The organism is Hymenobacter sp. YIM 151500-1 (assembly GCF_025979885.1).
Lineage (GTDB): Bacteria > Bacteroidota > Bacteroidia > Cytophagales > Hymenobacteraceae > Hymenobacter.
Genome location: NZ_CP110139.1, coordinates 3,833,376 through 3,853,448 on the forward strand (window position 1 = coordinate 3,833,376; position 20,073 = coordinate 3,853,448).

The window sequence follows — 20,073 nt, forward strand, 5'->3', positions numbered from 1 at the left end:
GTATGAACCGTCTTCTGTACCTGGCGGGCCCGCTGGCCGGTGTCCTGCTGGCTTCCTGCCAGCCCTCCAAACCCGCTGCTCCTGCTGCTATGCCCGCTGCTGCCCGCCCCGACACCCCGGCTTCGGCCCCGCTCCTCTGGCAATCCGAAGCGTACCGGCTGTACGCCGACCGGGTGGAGCAGGGCCGGCACGTGGGCCGGGCCGTGTCGCGCACGGAGCTGACTTCCAACTACCAGAGTCCGGCCAACGAGTTTCTGAGCCCGCGGGTGGCGTTCAAGTTCAGCCTCAACGGCAAAGACAACGAAATGGCCCCCGGCCAGGACCACATCTTGGTGGCCCTACCCCAGGCGGGCGGCGCGGCGCTGGAAACGCCGGTTATCGTGTTCGGGCAGCGCTACGTGGACGCCACGCCGGTGCCGGCTAATGCGTATCTGGCGCCTAATACGCCGCTGAAGATTCGGCTGGACCTGCGGCCGGTGCTGGCAGCTTTCCGGAAGCAGGGCTACTACACCACCTGGCAGGGCGAGAAGCTGTACAAAGAGGACTTCCGGCAGGTGCTGGTGGCCGGCAGCGCGGCCCCGCTGAGCTGGGACTTCGACAACCTGGCCAACAAGCCCGAGCTGGCCTTGCAAGACCCTGACCAGGACGGCATCTACGAAGTGACCCTGCTGCTAAACCAGCCCCAGGCGGCCAAAACCACCGCTACCCGCTGGCAGCAGACCCTCAACACCAGTGACTTCCCGCAGTACCGCTCGGATTACGTGCTGACCGACGCCCTCTACAACCTGGCCCTGGAGGAAGCCCGCCGGGCCGTGGAGCCCGACAGCACCTTCCGCACCGGGCAGGAGTGGGCCGGCGTCTGGACCCGCGACATCAGCTACAGCATCATCCTGGCCCAGGCCCTGCTCCAGCCGCGGGTAGCCATGAACAGCCTCCTGCGCAAGGTGACGCCCGACGGCCGCATCATCCAGGACACGGGCACCGGTGGGGCCTACCCCTGCTCCACTGACCGGATGATCTGGGCCGCGGCGGCCTGGGAAATCTACCTCGTGACGGGCGACCAGGCCTGGCTGCGGCGGGTGTACCCTATTATCAAGAAGTCGATAGAAGATGACGTGCCGAATGCCTACGACCCCGCCACCGGCCTGGTGCGGGGCGAGTCGTCGTTTCTGGACTGGCGGGAGCAGACCTACCCGCGCTGGATGCAGCCCGCCGACATCTACCAGAGCCTAAACCTGGGTACCAACGCCGTGCACTACCAGGCCAACGTGGTGCTGGCCCAGATGGCCCGGCTCCTGAACGAGCCCGCCGTAGCGGCCCGGCACGAAGAGCTGGCCGCCCGCATCAAGCAGGGCCTGAACGCCCACCTGTGGCAGGAAGAAAAAGGCTACTACGGCCAGTACCTCTACGGCCGCACCTACCTGAGCTTGTCGCCGCGGGCCGAGGCCCTGGGCGAAGCGCTGAGCGTGCTGTTTGGGGTGGCCGATGAGGGAAGGGCCGCCGCAGTGCTGGCCCGCACACCCCAGACGGCCTACGGCATTTCGTGCATCTACCCGCAGATTCCGGGCATTCCGCCCTACCACAACAATGCCGTGTGGCCCTTCGTGCAGAGCTACTGGGCCCTGGCCGCCGCCAAGGCCGGCCACGAAGCCGCCGTGCTGGAAAGCATGGCCGCTATCTACCGACCCGCGGCCCTGTTCCTGACCAACAAAGAGAATTTCGTGGCCCAGAACGGCGACTTCGCCGGCACCCAGGTCAACAGCAGCGTCATGCTCTGGAGCCTCTCGGGCAGCCTGAGCCTGGTGCACAAGGTGCTGTTTGGCCTCGACTTCCGCCCCGACCGGCTGGTGTTCCGGCCCTTTGTGCCCCAGGCCCTGGCCGGCCAGCGCCAACTCACGGGCCTGCGCTACCGCGGGGCAGTGCTCGATGTGGAGCTGGAAGGCTTCGGGCGCGACATCAGCCAGGTGACCCTGGACGGCCAACCCCTGCCGGCCGCCGAGGTGCCGGCCACGCTTACCGGCCGCCACACCGTGCGCCTGGTGCTGAGCAGCCAAGCCCCGCCCGCCGCGCCTCTGCACAAAGTAGCCAACAGCTTCGCGCCCGAAACGCCCGAGGCCACCTACGCCGCCGGCCGTCTGCGCTGGGCGCCGGTGGAAGGCGCCACCGCCTACCAGGTGCTGCGCAACGGCCGGTTTGCGGCCCGCACCACCGAAGCCAGCCTGGCCCTGACGCCCAACCCCGCGTATGCCGAGTATCAGGTGGTGGCCGTGGGGCCGCAGGGGCTGGAGTCGTTTGCCAGTGAGCCGGTGCGGGTGCCGGGTGCGGCCTGGCAGCGGGTGCTGCAGCTGGAGACGGTGGCCCCCAAAGCCGCCCGGCCCTACCGCGGCTACACCGGCGCGGGCTTCGTCGAAATCAGCACTGCCCTGAACCGCACCCTCACCGTGCCCGTGACGGTGCCCGCCGCCGGCCTCTACGCCCTCGACCTCCGCTACGCCAACGGCAACGGCCCCATCAACACCAGCAACAAGTGCGCCCTGCGGACCCTGCGCCGCGGCACCGAGCAGCTGGGCACGGTGGTGCTGCCGCAGCGGGGCGTGGACGAATGGTCGAACTGGGGCTACTCCAACCCCGTGCTGGCGCGCCTGCCGGCCGGCACCCACCGCCTCGCCCTAACCCTGGAGCCCGCCAACGCCAACATGCACGGCGAGGTAAACCAGGCCATGCTCGACCACCTGCGCCTGACCCGCGTGGAATAGGCGCGGGCCCTTCGGCCGAACTCCACCAGCGAGCAAACCGCTTGTCAAACGCCCACTACGGCGCTGCGGCGCTCCAGCAGCAGCGTGTCGCGCCAGGTGCCGTGCAGCTGCCCGATTCGCTCCCGCCGCCCCACCACCCGAAAGCCCGCGGCTTCGTGCAGGCGCAGGCTGGCCGTGTTTTCGGGAAAGATGCCGGCTTGCAAGGTCCACATGCCGTGGGCTTCCGACTCCCGCACGAGCTGGGCCAGCAGTTGCCGGCCCACGCCCTGCCCGCGCGCCGCGGCAGCCACGTACACGCTCACCTCGCCCACCCCTCCGTACACGCACCGCCCCGACACCGGCGACAACGCCGCCCAGCCCAGCACCCAGCCCGTGGCTTCGTCCAGGGCCACCAGGCGGCTGTGGGGCAGGTGGCCCCGGTCCCACTCGTCCCAGGTGGGCGCCTCGGTGGTGAAGGTGGCGTTGCCGGTAGCTATGCCAGCCTCGTAAATGGCGCGGGCCTCGGGCCAGTGCGCGGCCGTGCAGGGCTGAATGGTCATGGCGGCTAAGTGCAAAAGAGGCGGAAAGTCAGCAACAGGCGGGGGCGAGGGTGCGGGTGGCCGGCGTGCCGCACCCGCAGGCCGCTTCAGCGGCCGGAGCCGAGGGCAGGGGTATAGTCAGGCCGATGGTAGGTAGCTCCTGCACAGCGGTAGCCGGCGCAATGCAGCACTGGCTGCTGACCGCCGCGGCATCGTATTCCTGCTGGTAGCGCGGGTCGTTGAACTCGGCATCTTCGTGGAAGTAGTACACCTCCCACTCGGTGCCGTCGGGGTCGTTTACCCAAAACTTATCCTGCTTGGCGTAGCAGCAGCTAGTCCCGATTTCTTCGCGGCTGATGAGGCCGGCGGCTTCGGCAGCGGCCCGGCGCTCGGCCAGCTCCGCCACGGTTTCCACCTGAAAGCCCAGGTGCCCGAACGTGCTGGCCACGCGACCCGGATTCTCCACGAAGGAAATAATCAGCGAGGGCCGGTCGAGTACAAACTTGGCGTAGCTCGGCTTGACTTTAGCCGCCGCTTGCCCAAAAAATGCAGTGTAGAAGTTGACTGTGGCAGCCAGGTCGGACACGTACAGTGAGACGTGCATCCGGGGAAAAACAGCAGTTTCCATGTGAGAAGAAGTGAGAGGTGAAAGGCAAGAAGTGAGATACAGGAAGGTGGAAGACGCCAAGGGAGAAGCTGGAGGTCCGGCGTGTGACTAACGTGCTGGCGGGCAGTAGTGAGTCGCGCTTATCACCTCTCATAGCTCACCTCCGAAGTCTAGCAACAAGTGCCGCTGGTGGCCTCGGCGAAGAAGGCCGTGAACTGCCGCTGCACCTGTTGCAACAGCTCGGTATTAAGGCAGTAGCACACGGTCAGCCCGTCGATTTCCCCGCGGATTAGGCCCAGCGCCTTCAGCTCCTGGAGGTGCTGCGACACGGTGGTGCGCGACAAGGGCAGCTCGGCCGCTATGTCGCCGGAAATGCAGGTGGTTTTGCTGGCCAGCAGCTGGATAATAGCCACGCGGGCCGGGTGAGCCAGGGCTTTGGCCACGCGGGCCAGCTGCTGCTGCTCTTCGGTGAAGACCGTGGTTTTGGCGTACGTCATAAAGTAGCTAGGAAGTATGACGCAAATATACGTCATGGCTGATTTTTTTTGTACCCGATGGTAAAGCCCGTGCCACCGCCGGGCTTTGGCAGTTCGCTACACCTAGCCCTCCCATAAACCACCCCTGCGCCCTGCCGACTGGTAAAACCAGGGGCGAGAAGTGCGCCAACGCTACGGAGCAGGCGACGCGTCGAAACCCTTCTTGATGCCGAGCTTGCGCATGCGGCCGTCGAGCGTGTTGGCCGGAATGCGCAAATATTCCGCGGCGCCGCCCGCCCCCCGCACGCGGCCGTTGCAGAACGCCAGGGCCGCCAGAATAGCGTCGCGCTCCACGTCCTGCAACGGCCGCGGTGCGCCGGCTGCCGCCGACGCCGCCGGTGCCGCCGGTGCCGCCGGTGCCAGGGCCGCGGGCAGCCCGAGCGTGGCGAGCACTGGGGTGGTGGACAGCAACGCGGCGCGCTCTACCACGTGTTGCAGCTCGCGCACGTTGCCGGGCCACGCATACTGCTGCATCTCCCGCCGCGCCGCCGCGCTGAATCCGGTCAGGGGCTTGCCCAGCTGCTTGCTGCTGCGGGCCAGGAAGAAATCGGCCAGCGCAGTAATATCGGCGGGCCGCTCCCGCAGGGGCGGAATGGTGATGGGAAACACGCTGAGCCGGTAGTATAGGTCGGCGCGGAAGCGGCCGGCGGCCACTTCGGCCGGCAGGTCGCGGTTGGTGGCGGCAATGATGCGCACGTCCACGGGCAGGGTGGTGTTGCTGCCTACCCGCTCGATTTCCTTTTCTTGCAACACGCGCAGCAGCTTGGGCTGTAGCTCCAGCGGCAACTCACCCACCTCGTCCAGGAACAGAGTACCCTGATGCGCCAGCTCAAACTTGCCGATGCGCCGGGCCGAGGCCCCGGTGAAGGCCCCTTTCTCGTGCCCAAATAGCTCACTCTCAATCAGCTGGGCCGGCAGGGCCGCGCAGTTTACTTTCACCAGGGGCTGGGCCTGCCGCGGGGAATGGGCGTGCAGGGCGCGGGCAAACAGCTCCTTGCCCGTGCCCGTTTCGCCCAGCAGCAGGGTGGTCATGTCGACGGGCGCTACCTGCTGCACCAACTGCCAGGCGGCCTGCATGGCCGGGTCCTGGGCCACAAAGTTGTCCAGGTGGTGCGCGGCGCGCAGCTCCTCGGTAAGGTACACCTGCTGGCGCGCCAGCTGCTCGCTGGCAAAGCGCATCCAGGCCGCGTCCAGGGCCGCCACAATTTCCTCGTCCTCAAAGGGCTTCACGATGTAGCCGTAGGGCTGCGTAGCTACGGCCTGCTGCAGCGTATGCTTGTCGGCGTGGGAGGTGACGTAGACAAACGGAATCCGGTAGCGGGTGCGCAGCAGCTCGCCCAGCTCAATGCCGCTTTGCTCGCCGTGCAGCCGAATATCAATCAGCACCAGGTCGGGCGGGTTCTGCTCCACGGCGCGCACGGCCTCCGGTACGGCTTTGGCCAAGGTGATGTGGGCGTGTGGCAGGTGCCCATGCAGGGTTTTGCGCAAGTCGTTGGCAATGACATACTCGTCTTCCACCACCAACAGGCGGCGCAGGGGCTGGTAGGTTGTTTGCATCAGCGTATAGATAACTACAAAAGAGGAATGCCGCGCGGGTTGCCCTCAGGGCCGGGCGGCGAAACCAACGAGGACCTCGGGTGGCGTAAGTTCGGTGAACACGATGCGGAAGCACGTGCCGCCGGTGCGCTCCAGCGTAAACGTGGCGTCGAGCTGCTGCACCAGCCCGTCCACCAGGTTCAGCCCCAGCGAGTGAACCGTGTGCGGGTCCACGTCGGGCGGCAGGCCTACGCCATTATCGGACACGAGCAGCTCCAAGTGCCCGGTGGCGGTGGTGTGCAGGCTCACTCGCACCTGCGGCGGCCCGTTGTGGGCCGGCCCCACGAAGGCGTACTTCAGCGCATTGGTCAGCAGCTCATTCACAATCAGGCCCAGCGGCACGGCCGTGTGGGTATTCAGCTGCACGGGCTCCACATCCAGCAGCAGATCCAGGCCCTGCGCTTCGGCCCGAAACGTGCGGCGCAGGGCCTGGACCAGCTCGGTCAGGTAGCGCTGCATGTCCACGCGGGCCAGGCTGTCGGTCTGGTACAGGCTTTGGTGCAGCAGGGCCATGGCCTGCACCCGGCTCTGGCTTTCCCGGATAACGTGAGCCGCCGTCGGGTCGCGCAGGGTTTTGAGCTGGGTGTTGAGCAGGCTCAGGATGATTTGCAGGTTGTTCTTGACGCGGTGGTGCACTTCCTTCAGCAGCAGGGCCTTTTCCTGGTTCTGGGCGTCGAGCTGGCGCAGCAGGCGCTGGCGGCCGTGGTAGCGGCGGTAGCCCACGCCCATCAGCAGCAGCAGCAGGACGCTGGTACCCGCGGCCAGGTTGCGCAGCGCGGTCTGGCGCTCGGTGGCCACGCGCTGCAACTGGTTGCGCTGGGTCAGCAGCTGAATATTACGCTCTTTCTCCTGGGTTTCGTAGCGCGTCTGCTGCTCGGCCAGGGCGCGCACCTTGGTTTCGTTGAGCATGTCCCGTTCCAGCGCAAATCCTTCCAGGGCATACTGGTAGGCTTTGTCGTACTGGCCCCGGCCCGCGTAGATGCGGGCCAGCAGACTATCAATCTGCTGCCCATAGAGCTTGGACTTGGTGGCGGCGGCCAGCTCGCGGGCTTGCAGCGCGTAGCGCAGGGCCGGGGCTGGCTGGTGCAAGTACTGATAGGTTTGGGCAATGGTGCTCAGCAGCATGGCCTGCCCATCCTTCCCGCCGGCCTGCTGCATCAGCGGCAACGCCCGCAGCAAGTAGTTCAGCGCCTGTTGCGGCTGGCCTTGGACATTGTGCAGGTGAGCTATGTTGTTGAGGGCGAAGGCGGCGCTCCGCGCATTTTTCGTTTGCTCCGCCAGGGCCAGCGACTGCCGATACCAGGCAATGGCGCTGGGCAGGCGGCCCAGCTGATACTCATTGTTGCCGAGGGCATTGTAGGAGGCCGTGAGGTACTTGGTAGGCAGGCCGCTCTGGGCCAGGCGCAGGGCCACCTCAAGCCACTTACGGGCTTTGCGCGGCTCCCCAATATCGGTCAGCACGTTGGCCATGGTGTAGGAGCTGACGAACTCATGCTCGGTGTTGCCGCTCTTTTTCCAATGCTCCACGGCTTGTAGCAGCAAGGCTTGTGCCTGCGGATACTGACCCATAATCCGATACGCCGTACCCAGCTTCTCCCGCGCCAGCGCCGTTCCGTACGGCCAGCGGTGCTCCTGAGCCAGACGCAGGGCGCGGGTGGCATACTCTTCGGCCCGGTCGGGTTGGGTATCGAAATACTGCTTGGTCAGCTCCAGCAGCACGAGCACCTTGGCCGTATCCTGGGTGGTGGGCAAAAGCGCGGTTAAGCTGTCAACCTTGGCCTGATTCTGCGCCAGGGCCGGCCGGCACCCCAGCCCCAGGCACCAGAGCGCAAAGCATAAACGGGTCAATGTCATAAAGAAACTACGTTGAAGACTTTCACCTGCGTGGGCTATGGCCTGGCTAGATAAGATAATAAAACGCACTTCACAGCACTTCATTAGCTAAAGCTTCAACAGCAGGAGCCCCACAAGCAGTATTTTTTGTTTCGTAGGGTGTGCAGTACTAGGATGCACGATAAGTACAATCCGGTATTTGGTATTTTTTTCAGGGTTTATCCGGTATACCGGAGAAGTACCGGCCGTACACCGTGACAATGGGTGTCAGAAGCATCTAGATAACTTGCTGATAAGAAGTATGTTATGTTTTATAATTGTACTTATTAAATAATAACTTGTCGGGGGCATATAGATTGCACCTGCACGGTCAGCGGAAGTAGTTGTGCAGTAGGTGAAATGGCTGACGCGTTTTTGTCCTAAAGACGAGGTGCTGCCTTTCTCTGTGCCGCAGGCCCGCTACTGCTGGTTTTGCTTCTGTCCTCTGTTCCTGCTTATGAAAACAATGCGTCCCTCCACTACCCCGTCAGCCCCTGTGTTCCACAAGGAATTCCTTAAGGAACTCTACCGCAACCCTACCCGGCTCCAAGCCGCTACCTCGGCAGCGTAGCCCCGGCGGCCATTGGGTACAGGCCCGTCGTTGCCAGTTGCTTACACTGCGGCCAGCGCCCGACCTATCTGGGCGGCTGGCTGCAGTTGTCACCCCGAATTACCAGCTCATAAAAGCCGTCCCAGTCGGCCTTCAGCTGCGGCCGCCTCTGGCCGGGTTGGCGCAGGTGGGGGCAGTTGGCGGTAGCCCTGGCCCTGGGCTCTGCCGGCCTCGGGGCTCACGGCCGCACAGCTTCCCGGCCCTGATGGCCCGCCGCAGCGCGGCATAGTCCTGTTTTCACACCCTGCTTTTTTCCCACCACACCATATCCCTTTCCTTATGAGAACATTCTTTTCCCGGATTGCACTTTTCTTGCAGGAGCCCCGGCGCAGACGCTGGGCAGCGGGCGTGCTGCTGTGGGCCGGCATCGGTTCCGGAGCCCAGGCCCAGCAGTGGGAAGCCCTGCCCTGGACCAACCCCAACCAGCTCAACGCGGGCGTGCGGCCCGGCGGCGAGGGCGGGCAGTGGCCCCAGGCCGTAGCCTCGGACGGCACCGACGGCAAGTTTCTGCTCTTCGGCACCGATGTGGGCGGTATCTGGCGCAGCCTGAACGGCGGGGCCAAGTGGGAGCCCTGCAACGTGGGCTACACCCCGCGCGGCAACGCAGGCTTCGCCATCGACCCCAACAACGCCAAATACGCCCTGGCCGTGGGCGCCAACTCCTCGGCCTGGAACTGGCACGGCGTGTACCTGACGTCCAACAAGGCCGCCAGCTGGCGCAGCGTGCTCCCGCAGAACTACACCGGCTACCGCTGGTTTGTGGACGGCATAACCTACGACCGGAGCAGCCTGTCGGGTGGGCGCAGCCAGGTAGCCTACTACTCCAGCCCGGCCGGGGGGCTGTTCAAGTCCACCAACGGGGGCGAGAACTGGAGCCAGATCAACGCTGACCTGGGCTACAGCCACGTCAAGACCCACCCGACCAACGGCACGGTGTACATTGGCAACAGCACGGGCTTCTACCGCAGCACCAACGGCGGGGGGCAGTTCACCCGAACGTTCACGGGCAACGTGCAAAGCATCGACGTGAGCCCCAACGCCCCCAATGTGGTGTGGATGAGCCTGGAAACCGGCCTGTACAAGTCCGTGGATTCCGGCCAGAGCTTCGCCAAAATCACCACCAACGGCCTGCCCACCAACACGCTGCGGTGGGTGAAGGTGAGCCCGGCCAACGCGCAGCGCATAATAATCTGGTGGCAAAACCCGAGCAACGAGTACGACCGGGTGCGCTACCGCTCCCTCGACGGAGGCCTGAACTGGACCGCCGCCACCATCGACAACAGCCTGGCCACGCTGCCCTTCAACTCCCGGCAGGTGGTGTCGGCCTGGCACCCCGCCAACGACAACATCATCACGTCGGTGGGCGGCGACTGGATTACGCAGAGCACCGATGCCGGCGCCACCTACCGCTGGGCCTCCAACGGGCAAACGGCCGTATTTGTGGGCGGGCTGTTCAACTTCAACCAGCAGGATGCCAATAAGCTCCTGCTCGTGACGCAGGACTACAACGGCGCCTTCACCACCGACGGCGGCAGCACCTGGAACTACCGCGACATCTCGGGCCGCGGCTGGGGCGGCTTCTGCTACGGCGGCTACATGGCCTCGTCGAGCGTGCTGTACTACGGCGACACCGAGTGCTGGGACTGCCCGCGCACTCTGCGCATCTCCCGCGACGGCGGCACCACCTGGACCAACACCGGCATCATCCTGGGCGACCGGCGCAACAAGCCCAACGTCTCCTTCGGCGACCCCACCGATACCAACGTGCTGTTTGCCTTCGACCACCGCAGCGCCGACGGCGGCCTGACCTGGACCAAGATGACGGGCTGCGACGCCGTGTTTACGGCCAGCGCCGGCACCGGCCGGGCCCTGTACGGGCGCAACGGCAAAGACCTGGTGCGCTCCACCACCAAAGGCGCCTCCTGGCAGGTACTGTTCACCTTCGCCAACGACATTCAGGACGTGGCCTACGACCACGTGCGCAACTACGTGTACGTGGTGGAGGCCGACCGCCTGCACCGCTGGAACGGCTCGGCCCTGACCACGCTTAACACCCCCGTAGACCCCGACCCGGTGGCCTACCACCGGATTCGCACCGTGGCCGTGGACCCCGTGGACCCGGCCGTGGTGTACGCCGGCACTTCCAAGGACATTGCGGCCAGCTCCGTGTCGGTGGTGCGCTCGGTGGATGCCGGCGCCACCTGGACGTCGCTGACCCCGACCAGCCCGCTGAGCGGCAACACCGTGGACGGGGGCCGCGAGGCCACGTGCATTCGGGTGCACCCCGACACGCGCTATGCCTACGTGGCCACCAGCTGCTACGGCATGTGGCGCATCGGGCCTCCCGGCTCCTCGGGCACGGCCCTGCGCCAGCCCGAAAACCCCGCCAGCACGGCCGCCGGGCTCGACTTCCGCTACTACGAAGGCTCCTGGAACAACCTGCCGGACTTCGGGGCCCTGACGGCGGTGAAAACCGGCACGGTAACCACGCCGAGCCTGGCCCCGCGTACCCGCGACGACAACTTCGGCTTCCGCTACACGGGCTTCATCCAGGTGCCCACCGACGGGCAGTACACCTTCTACACCACCTCCGACGACGGTTCGCGCCTGTACATTGGCTCCCAGCTGGTGGTGGACAACGACGGCCTGCACGGAGCGCAGGAACGCCGGGGTTTCATTGGCCTGAAAGCCGGCAAGCACGCCGTTACGGTTACGTTCTTTGAAAAAACCGGCGGACAAGTACTGGACGTGAGCTACGCAGGACCGGGCCTGAGCAAGCAGGCGGTGCCCGCAGCGGCCTGGTTCCGGGCTGCTACCCCGGCCGGCCCGGCCAACGGCACCTACACCCTGGCGCCCGAGTGCACGCCGGGCGAGCGGCTCGACGTGCCCAACAGCAACACCACGCCCGGCACGCCGCCCCAGATCTGGCCCGACAACGGTGCTAACGCCGAGAAATGGGTGGTGGAAAAACAATCCAGTGGCTACTACCGCATCACCTCCGCCCTCGACGCCAACCGGGTGCTGGAAGTAGCCGGCAGCGCCCCGGCCGAGCGCACCGACATCTGGATCAATGGCTGGAACGGCACCGACGGGCAGCTCTGGAACATCGTGCCCACCCACGGCGACTACTACCGCCTGGTGCCCAAGTCGGCGCCGGGCCTGGCCCTGGACGTGGAGGGCGGCGACCCGGACAAGAACACGCCCGGCTGCAACATCTGGCTGTGGACCATCAACAACCTGTCCCCGCAGAACTGGAAGTTTATTCCGACAACCGTCAACAGCAGCCGGCCGGCGCCGGCTAGCGGCGAGGCAGCTGCCGCGGCCCCGGCCGTGGTGTACCCCAGCCCCGCCGCCGACCAGGTGACGGTGCACTTTGCCCTGCCGCAAGCCGCGGCGGTGCGGCTGGTAGTTACCGACGCCTTGGGCCGGGCGGTGCTCACGCGGCCCGTGGCCGGGCAGGCAGGCGCCAACCGCGTGAAGCTGAGCACAGGCCAGCTGGCCGAAGGCCTCTACCAGGTGCAGGGGCACGTGCCGGGCCAGTCCCGCCCTGCCTTCCGCGCCAAGCTTGTGCTGGCTCGCTAAATGCCCGCAGCCGGGGCGGCACGTGCGCCGTCCCGGCTACAGGCGTGCCGGTGGCCGGCTATAGCCACACACAGAAACCTGGCAGCGTGCCGCACGCGCCGGGCTCTGATCTGCTCCTCACCCTTCTCCTTTCCGTACATGCTATTTTCTTTCCCCTCTCTCCGGGCGGGCAGTTGGCCGCCGTGGCCAGTGCTGGGCGCCGCCGCGCTGCTACTTTCGGCCGAAGCCGCCGCCCAGCCCTCGGCCGAAAGCCTGCCCATCGGCGCCCAGAGCGTCAGCTACCCCGTGCCTACCGCTGGCGAAGTGCGCTACGTGAAGCCCGACGGCGACAACAGCGCCGACGGCAAAACCCTGGCCACGGCCTGGCGCACCCTGGGCAAAGCCATTACCAGCGCCCCCGACGGGGCCACCGTAGTTTTCAAAGGCGGCACCTACCGCGCCAGCAGTGAAGGCGTGGGCATGGACCGCCGCCTCATCCTCCAGCCCTACCTCAACGACGTAGTGTGGTTTAAGGGCAGCGTGACCATTCCCGCGGCCGAGTGGAAAACCGATGGCAGCACCCGGTGGGTGAAAAACAACTGGACCTACCAGCTGCCCCGCGACCCTGACGGGGCCAGCATCGACCAGGCCAATGCCCCGCTGGCCGGCTACACCGACATGGTGTACCTCAACGGCAACCGGCTCGTGCAGGTAGCCACCAAGGCGGAAGTCGGGCCGGGCAAGTTCTACGTCGATTACGGCACCCAGCAGCTCTACCTTGGCGACAACCCCAGCGGCAAGACGGTAGAGGCCACGGCCTACAAGCGGGGAATGTCGGTGGTGAAAAACCCGGCCAACTCGTTTGACCCCAGTGGCAGCGTGGTGCGGGGGCTGGGCTTTGCCCACTTCGCCGAAGCCGGCCTGGGCATCGGCGACCAGGACGTGACGGTGGAGGACTGCACCTTCGCCTGGAACGGGCAAAACGGCCTGGTCTTCTTCGGGCAAAACAACCCCTCGGGCGCCGTGCTGCGCTACAACCGCTTTGCCTACAACGGCATGGCGGGTGCTTCGGGCGGCCGGGCCAACAACGCGCTGGTGGCCCACAACCGCTTCGACCACAACAATGTGGAGAACTTCAACCGGTTTTGGTCGGCGGCGGGCTTCAAGCTGACTACTTCCGACAACGTGGTGCTCCGCGACAACGTGGCGGAAGACAACAACTCGACCGGCTTCTGGCTGGACGTGGACTGCCGCAACGCCACCATCATCCGCAACACGGCCCGGCGCAATACGGCCTTTGGCATCTTCTTCGAGGTGTCGCGCGGGGCGCTGATTGCCTCCAACCTGAGCGTGGGCAACAGCACGGGCATTGCCGTAAGCAACTCGCGCGACGCCCGCCTGTACAACAACACCCTGGTCAGCAACGGGCGGGCCCTGCTCGTGAACGAAGGCGACCGGACGCCCTCGGCCGCCGAAAAAGCCCGCGGCGCCGACTACCGCACCCGCGGCACGGTGCTCAAGAACAACCTGATTGCCAAAGTCACCGGCTCCACGGCCGTTATTGAGTCGTACCGCCCTTGCTCCGACACGGCGCAGGCCCTGGTAACGGCCATGGATTTCAACGCCTACTACCGCACGGCGGCAAACCAGCCGGCTAAGTTTGCTCACAACTGGGTGCTGGCCGGCTCCAGCCAGGGCTGCTTTAAGTTTCCGCTCACGCTGCAGCAGTTTCAGGAGCTGACCGGCCTGGAGCGCAACGGCCTGGCCATTGACGGCGGGCCCGGCGAGCCATTCCTCGTAAATGCCGCCGCCGACGGCACGGGCAACTACCGCCTCAAGCCGGGCAGCCTGGCCTACCGCCGCGGCGAGCCGCTGCCCGCCGGCGTGGCCGCCGCCCTGGGCGTGCCGGCCGGCGTGGCCGTGGACCTGGGCTACCTGTTTGACGCGGGCAGCTACGGCAACAACGTGCCCACTGTCACGAGCATTACCCTCATCAACGCCGACACCGACCAGCCCATTGCCGCCTTCAATCCGCTGGGCGACGGAGCCACGCTCAACCTGGCCAAGCTACCCACCCGCCGCCTCAGCATCCGGGCCAATACTACCCCCGCCGACATCGGCAGCGTCCGTTTCGGCCTGGACGGCAACGCCAACTTCCGCGTCGAGAACAGCGTGCCCTACGCCCTGGCCGGCGACAACCCCGGCCCCGACTACGGCGCCTGGACGCCCAGCCTGGGCCCGCACACGCTGACCGTAACGCCCTACAGCCAGGCCGGCGCCAGTGGTACGGCCGGGCCGGCGCGCACCTTCACGTTCACGGTGGTAGAAAGCCTAGTCGACAATCCGGGCTTTGAAGCGGGCGGCCAGGCCACCGGCAACCCGGCCGGCTGGTCTACCACCTCGGCCGGCGGCCACACCAACGCCGACTACACCCAGGCCGGCACGCCCCACGGCGGCAGGTTCCACGCCGTGCACTTCAAGAACACGGCCTACGACGTGTACACCAGCCAGCTGATTGAGAACCTGCCCGATGGGCTGTACACCTTCCGGGCCTGGGTGCGCGTGGCCGGCGGCTACACCGGCAGCCGCTTGCAGGTGGAAAACCACGGCGGCAGCACCCTCACCAAGACGCTGCCCTCCACCAACTGGCAGTGGGCCCAGGTAAGCCTGCCCAACATCAACGTGACCAGCGGCCGGGCCCGCATCGGGTTCTACACCGTGGCCGGTGCCAGCCAGGGCATTCAGTTCGACGATGTGGAGTTTGTGCGCCAGCCCGGAGCCTCAACCCCGGCCGCCCGGCAAAGCGCCGGGCAGGCCACTTCGGAGGCCGGCGCTGCGGAGGTGGTCTTCTACCCCGTTCCCGTCGTGGACAAGCTCACCATCGACCTGCCCGGAGCGAAAGGGGAGGAGCTGGTGGAAGTGGTGGTAACGACTACGCTCGGCCAGCAGGTGCTGGCCCGCACCTTGCCGCTCAACGGTGCCCGCACGCTTGTCCTGGACCTGGGCCACCTGAGCAACGGCATCTACACCGTCACGGTGCTGCGGGGCGGGCTGCGCCGCGTGGTGCAGGTTCCAGTGGCTCACTGACGGCGGGAGTACAGAACAGGCCATCCGCCACTAGCCTCACGGTAGACCTCGGCCCACCTGGGCCAGCGCAATACAGCCCCGCGCAAACCAAAAACAGCCGGCTTACCCGAGCCACCCTGAACACTCCGCACCGGTTCCAATAGGCCACCTCGGAAAACACCCGGCAGCAAACCACTGCCGCCCGGCAAGTGAGCCGGCGCCAGCCGCGTGCTCGGCGCTGGCTCACTTGCCGGCCGCAGGCGGGCGGTTTGGCCACCAGCCGGCCAGGGCGTGGGGTAGACTCTTTTTTTTCAGTTCTAAAAATCAACTTCATGGCACATACCCTTTTACTCACTACCGCGGCCCTGCCCGGAGCACTGCACCGCTACGTACGCGGGCTGGCCTTGGCAGCAGGGCTGCTCCTAAGCTCAGCGGCTCACGCCCAGGAGCAGGCCCGCCCCGCCGACGCCCTGGCCGGGTCCATGGGCATTGGCGGCCGCCTCGACTGGGCCACCAACGAGGGCAACTTCCACCACGTCAGCGCCGCCATCCGCGGCGTGGGCTTCCGCTACGTGCGCGTGGGCGCCCTACCCGAATGTACGGGGTGCGACTCACGCGCCCAGTACTACCAAAACCTGCGCGACCTGGCCGACCAGGGCAATATCAAGTTCTGCGCCGTGGTGGACCGCTGGACCTCGCGCGAGGCGCTGGAAAACTTTCTGCAAGAGATGGGGCCGCGCGTCTACGCCCTGGAGGGCCAGAACGAAGCCTTCCACTTTGGGGAAGGCTTTGCCTACGCCAACTCCCTGGAGCTGCAACAGATGATTTGGTCGGTGGCCAAAGCCAACGGCCGCAACTTGCAGATGTATTCCTGGAGCCTGGGCGGCGACGCCGGCAACTACGACACCATGCCCAGCACCGACGCCTACTGCGACGCCGGCACCATCCACCCCTACCACTGGTTCGGCGACTACACCCGGGGCTACAACTCGGCCAAGGCCAGCGCCAGCCTGCACCAGGCCTGGCGCGCCGAGCGAAACGCCGACGGCAGCTGGTCGCACTACAAACGCTCGGGCTTCATCAGCGCCATCCGCAACAAGATGATCAGCCCCAGCAAGCCCGTGGTGGCCACCGAGGTGGGCTGGGCTACGATTAGCCTCACCGACCCGGCCGTTTCGACCAGTGCCCGCCTGCGCTTTGCCCCGCGCGTGTTCCTGGAAACCTTCAACGCCGGCATCATCCGCACGTTCTACTACAACATCTACGAAACCCAGGGCCGGGGCTACAGCCTGACCACGGGCCCGAACACCTCCACGCTCAACGACGCCGGGCTGGCCGTGAAAAACCTACTGGCCCTGACCGCCGATCCGGGCGCCTCCTTCACGCCCGGCTCCCTGAACTACTCCCTGAGCACGGCCAGCGGCATGGCCACCCAGGACGACCAGGAAGTTACCACCACCGAGATTCACCACACCCTGCTGCAAAAGCGCAACGGTAAGTTTCAGCTGATTTTGTGGGTGGATGCCAACTCCCACGACGGTGCCGTGGCCGACCAGAGCGTGACGGTGACCTTGAACGGGCTGACGGCCAGCAGCGTGGCCACCTACCGCCCGGTGCAGGGCACCAGCGTGGTGCAGACGTTTGCCAACACCGCCAGCTTCACCGTGGCCGTGCCCGACCACCCGCTCATTGTGGAGATTACGCCAGCCAGCTCGGGCGGCAACCCCAGCCCGGTACAGGCAGCGTACGGAGGCACCGCGCGCACCCTGCCGGGCACCATTCAGGCCGAGGACTACGACACGGGCGGCCAAGGCGTGGCCTATAGCGACTCGGACGGCGGCAACAACGGTGGCGCCTACCGCGCCGCCGAAGCCGTGGACCTGCAAGCCACCACCGACGCGGGTGGGGGCCAGAACGTGGGCTGGACCGCGGATGGCGAGTGGCTGGAGTACACGGTGAACGTGGCCACGGCCGGCGTCTACGACGTGAAGCTGCGCCTGGCCTCGCCCAGCGCGGGCAAGCAGCTGCGCGTGAAAGTGGGCACCACCACCCTGGGCACGGCGACGGTGCCGAACACCAGCACGTGGCAGACGTGGCAAACGGTAACCCTGCCGGGAGTCAGTCTGAGTGCCGGCAACAGCCAGGTGCTGCGCCTGGAAATTATTGGCGGCTCGTTCAACCTGAACTGGGTGCAGTTTGAGAGCAAGGGGCTGGCCGATGGCGTGTACACGCTGACGCCGGCGTGTGGGCCAGATGTACGCCTGGACGTGAGCAACGGCCTCATGGCTGATGGCACCGACGTGCGCACCTGGACGGTGAACCAGCACCCGGCGCAAGAGTGGCTGGTGCAGAAGCAGCCCGACGGCACCTACCGTCTTTCCTCGGCCATCAACAATAACTACGTGCTGGATGTGCGCGCGGGCAGCGCCAGCTCGGGCAACGGCACCGAGGTAGAGCTCTACCACTGGAACGGCGGGGCCAACCAGCGGTGGCTGTTGAACGACGTGGGCAATGGCTACTTTGAGCTGGTGCCGCAATCTACGCCGGGCTACGCCCTGGATGTGGAAGGCGCCAGCAGTAGCCCGACCAATGCGTGGCTGTACCAGCAGTACAAAAACACCGCCCAGCAGTGGCGCCTCACGCCCGTAACTAGCAGCCGCCGGACAGCCGCCACCGCTGCGGCCGGAGCCCACAAGCCCACGGCCGAGCCAGGCACGGCAAGCCAAGCGGCCAGCTTCTGGGTGTTTCCTAACCCCAACCACGGCAAAGCCACCGTGTCGTTGACGGCCGAAAAAGACCAGCGTGCCACCGTGTACCTGCACAACGCGCAGGGGCTGGTGAGCTTGTTCAGCGTGCAGGCCAAAGCCGGCCTGACCGAGTGGGCGGTGCCCACGACGCTGGCCCCAGGTACCTACTTCTGCAAAACCAAGCTCGACGGCAAAGACGTGAGCTTCACCCTGCAAGTGCAGCCGTAGCAAGTAGCTGGCTCCGAGGTATTCATCTGTTTTTTAAGCTGTTGAACTTCTTCTAATCGGTCTTGCTATGTACTCACTCACCAAAGCATCTTTCGCCCGTCGTTTTTATTCTTGGGTCCTTCTGGTCGGCCTGGCGTGGTGGCTGAGCCTGCTCGGCGCGGGCTTCACGGCCCAGGCCCAGACGGCCACCTACTCGGTGGCCGGCAGCCGCATTCTGAAAAACGGCGTGCCCACGGTCTGGCGCGGGGCCAACGCCCAGCACGTGTTCGGCGGCGACCAAGGCTCGCGCGACCAGATGAACGCCTGGAACATGGACATTTCCCGCGAGTTCATCGGCACCCTGCGCCAGCAGCCCATTGCCGGCACCTACCCGGTGGGCGTCTACATCAACGGAGCCAGCGAACCTACTTACCTGCGTCCCTTGGAGCAGATTGCCCGCGACAACCGCGCCAACGGCAAGGTCACCATCTTCTGCCCCTTCGGCTGGAACCCCAACGTGGAGGGAGAGAAATTCACCGGCCTGAACCCGTCGCAAACGCCGTTCTGGAACGACTACAAGGCCCGGATGCGCGAAATAGCCACCTTCTTCAAAGACCAGCCCGACGTGTGGATTGAGCTGTGGAACGAGCCCTATTGGTACGACCGTAGCCACGGCTACTCCGACGCGCTGTGGCTGTCGGACATGCAGGAAATGGTTAATAACATTCGCAGCACCGGCAACCAGAACATCATTGTGGTGCCCGGCGCCGAAAGCGGCCAGGACGAGGACATCATCCTGGCCAGGGGCCCGGCCCTGCTGCAAAGCCAGACCAATAAGAACCTCGTCTTCGACGTGCACGCCTACGAAAACTGGCTGCGCGAAAGCCAGGCCTCGGTGGAGCGCCGCATCCGGGCTGTGCACAACGCCGGCTGCGCCCTGCTTTTCGGCGAAGTGGGCCCCTACAACACCGACGGGCTGATGAACCCGGTCAACTTTCTGAACGCGGTTCGTAACACGCGTAGCACTACCTTGGCCTGGCTCTGGAAATCCGACGAAAACGACGGCGACGCCCTGCTGCGCTCGGACGGCAAAACCCCCAACGATACCAATAACAACAACTGGGGCACCACTTACCGCGCCTTTACTCTGGAAAACCACAACCCCGCGGGCAGCGCCTACGCCGGCCGGTTTGTGCTGCTGGCCCGCCACAGCGGGCTGGCCCTGGATGTACACGCTTCGGCTACCACCAACGGCGCCAACGTGTGGCAGTACACACCCAACGGCTCATCGGCCCAAACCTGGACGGTGGCCCCGGCCGGCGGAGACTACTACCGCCTCACAGCCGAATGCTCGGGCAAGGTGCTCGACGTGGCCGGCTACAGCACCGCCGAGGGCGCCAACGTGCAGCAGTGGGAGTGGCTCAGCTCGGACGCGCAGCGCTGGAAAATCACGGAAGTCGGGGGCGGCTTTGTTACGCTCCAGGCCAAGCACAGCGGCCATTTCCTGGACGTGAGCGGCGCCTCGCTCGTTCGGGAAGCCGACGTGATTCAGTGGCCGGCCACCGGCGGCACCAACCAGCAGTGGCAGTTGCGCTGGGCGCCGGTCCCCGGCACCACCACGGCCCGCCGGCCGCCGGCCGCCGCCGCCGGCCTCCTGCTGGCCTCCTCGGCGCTGGAGGCTTACCCCAACCCGGCCCGCGCGCAGCTGACGGTGCACTACCAGCTGGCTGCTGCTTGCGCGGTGGAGCTGCGCCTGACCGATGCCGTGGGCCGCACCGTGCGCCGCCAGGCGCACCCGCAAGCCAGTGCCGGCCCCCAGCAGCACACGCTGGACGTGCGCGGCCTGCCCGCTGGCACCTACCTGCTCGACGTGCACACGGGCCAGGGCCGGCCTCTGCACCGCACGGTGCTCATTCAGCCCTAAGGAAGTACACGCCGCTGGTTCTGCAAACGCCCTGGGCGGCCAGGTGCCACGGGCATTTACAGAACCGAGGCGC

General features: G+C 66.0%; 10 protein-coding genes. 5 read left to right on the plus strand and 5 right to left on the minus strand.

Annotated elements, in window-relative coordinates; all coding sequences use genetic code 11:
• The first annotated feature begins 2 nt into the window (after nt 1-2).
• Nucleotides 3-2,756: an alpha-L-rhamnosidase-related protein gene (locus tag OIS53_RS16020; RefSeq protein WP_264679581.1), complete on the plus strand. Its 2,754-nt coding sequence runs from the start codon at nt 3-5 to the stop codon at nt 2,754-2,756.
• A gap of 44 nt (nt 2,757-2,800) precedes the next feature.
• Here OIS53_RS16020 and OIS53_RS16025 read toward each other — a convergent pair whose 3' ends face one another.
• From OIS53_RS16025 to OIS53_RS16045, 5 genes are all read right to left on the minus strand, one after another.
• Nucleotides 2,801-3,295 (minus strand): GNAT family N-acetyltransferase, encoded by a 495-nt coding sequence (locus OIS53_RS16025; protein ID WP_264679582.1) that lies wholly within the window; start codon nt 3,293-3,295, stop codon nt 2,801-2,803.
• A 28-nt stretch (nt 3,296-3,323) separates the two neighbouring features.
• A complete protein-coding gene (locus OIS53_RS16030) occupies nt 3,324-3,902 on the minus strand; it encodes an ArsI/CadI family heavy metal resistance metalloenzyme (RefSeq protein WP_264679583.1) in 579 nt (192 codons plus the stop codon).
• Nucleotides 3,903-4,051: 149 nt separating this feature from the next.
• Nucleotides 4,052-4,378: an ArsR/SmtB family transcription factor gene (locus tag OIS53_RS16035; protein ID WP_264679584.1), complete on the minus strand. Its 327-nt coding sequence runs from the start codon at nt 4,376-4,378 to the stop codon at nt 4,052-4,054.
• Nucleotides 4,379-4,549: 171 nt separating this feature from the next.
• A complete protein-coding gene (locus tag OIS53_RS16040) occupies nt 4,550-5,974 on the minus strand; it encodes a sigma-54-dependent transcriptional regulator (protein WP_264679585.1) in 1,425 nt (474 codons plus the stop codon).
• A 45-nt stretch (nt 5,975-6,019) separates the two neighbouring features.
• Nucleotides 6,020-7,867, minus strand: a complete 1,848-nt coding sequence (locus OIS53_RS16045; RefSeq protein ID WP_264679586.1) for a tetratricopeptide repeat-containing sensor histidine kinase — start codon at nt 7,865-7,867, stop codon at nt 6,020-6,022.
• Between the two features lie 907 nt (nt 7,868-8,774).
• On the opposite strand from OIS53_RS16045, the gene OIS53_RS16050 reads away from it, so the two are divergent.
• From OIS53_RS16050 to OIS53_RS16065, 4 genes are all read left to right on the plus strand, one after another.
• On the plus strand, nt 8,775-12,077 hold the full coding sequence (locus OIS53_RS16050; protein ID WP_264679587.1) for an RICIN domain-containing protein: 3,303 nt from the start codon (nt 8,775-8,777) through the stop codon (nt 12,075-12,077).
• A 138-nt stretch (nt 12,078-12,215) separates the two neighbouring features.
• Entirely contained in the window at nt 12,216-15,143 is a 2,928-nt protein-coding gene (locus OIS53_RS16055) for a right-handed parallel beta-helix repeat-containing protein (protein WP_264679588.1), read from the plus strand.
• A 311-nt stretch (nt 15,144-15,454) separates the two neighbouring features.
• A complete protein-coding gene (locus OIS53_RS16060; RefSeq protein WP_264679589.1) occupies nt 15,455-18,097 on the plus strand; it encodes an RICIN domain-containing protein in 2,643 nt (880 codons plus the stop codon).
• Nucleotides 18,098-18,164: 67 nt separating this feature from the next.
• A complete protein-coding gene (locus tag OIS53_RS16065; RefSeq protein ID WP_264679590.1) occupies nt 18,165-20,000 on the plus strand; it encodes an RICIN domain-containing protein in 1,836 nt (611 codons plus the stop codon).
• Nucleotides 20,001-20,073: the final 73 nt, after the last annotated feature.

Coding starts and splice junctions, on each gene's coding strand:
- OIS53_RS16050 (WP_264679587.1), top strand. CDS start 8,775: ATGAGAACATTCTTTTCCCGGATTGCACTTTTCTTGCAGGAGCCCCGG.
- OIS53_RS16060 (WP_264679589.1), top strand. CDS start 15,455: ATGGCACATACCCTTTTACTCACTACCGCGGCCCTGCCCGGAGCACTG.
- OIS53_RS16025 (WP_264679582.1), bottom strand. CDS start 3,295: ATGACCATTCAGCCCTGCACGGCCGCGCACTGGCCCGAGGCCCGCGCC.
- OIS53_RS16055 (WP_264679588.1), top strand. CDS start 12,216: ATGCTATTTTCTTTCCCCTCTCTCCGGGCGGGCAGTTGGCCGCCGTGG.
- OIS53_RS16065 (WP_264679590.1), top strand. CDS start 18,165: ATGTACTCACTCACCAAAGCATCTTTCGCCCGTCGTTTTTATTCTTGG.
- OIS53_RS16040 (WP_264679585.1), bottom strand. CDS start 5,974: ATGCAAACAACCTACCAGCCCCTGCGCCGCCTGTTGGTGGTGGAAGAC.
- OIS53_RS16045 (WP_264679586.1), bottom strand. CDS start 7,867: ATGACATTGACCCGTTTATGCTTTGCGCTCTGGTGCCTGGGGCTGGGG.
- OIS53_RS16020 (WP_264679581.1), top strand. CDS start 3: ATGAACCGTCTTCTGTACCTGGCGGGCCCGCTGGCCGGTGTCCTGCTG.
- OIS53_RS16035 (WP_264679584.1), bottom strand. CDS start 4,378: ATGACGTACGCCAAAACCACGGTCTTCACCGAAGAGCAGCAGCAGCTG.
- OIS53_RS16030 (WP_264679583.1), bottom strand. CDS start 3,902: ATGGAAACTGCTGTTTTTCCCCGGATGCACGTCTCACTGTACGTGTCC.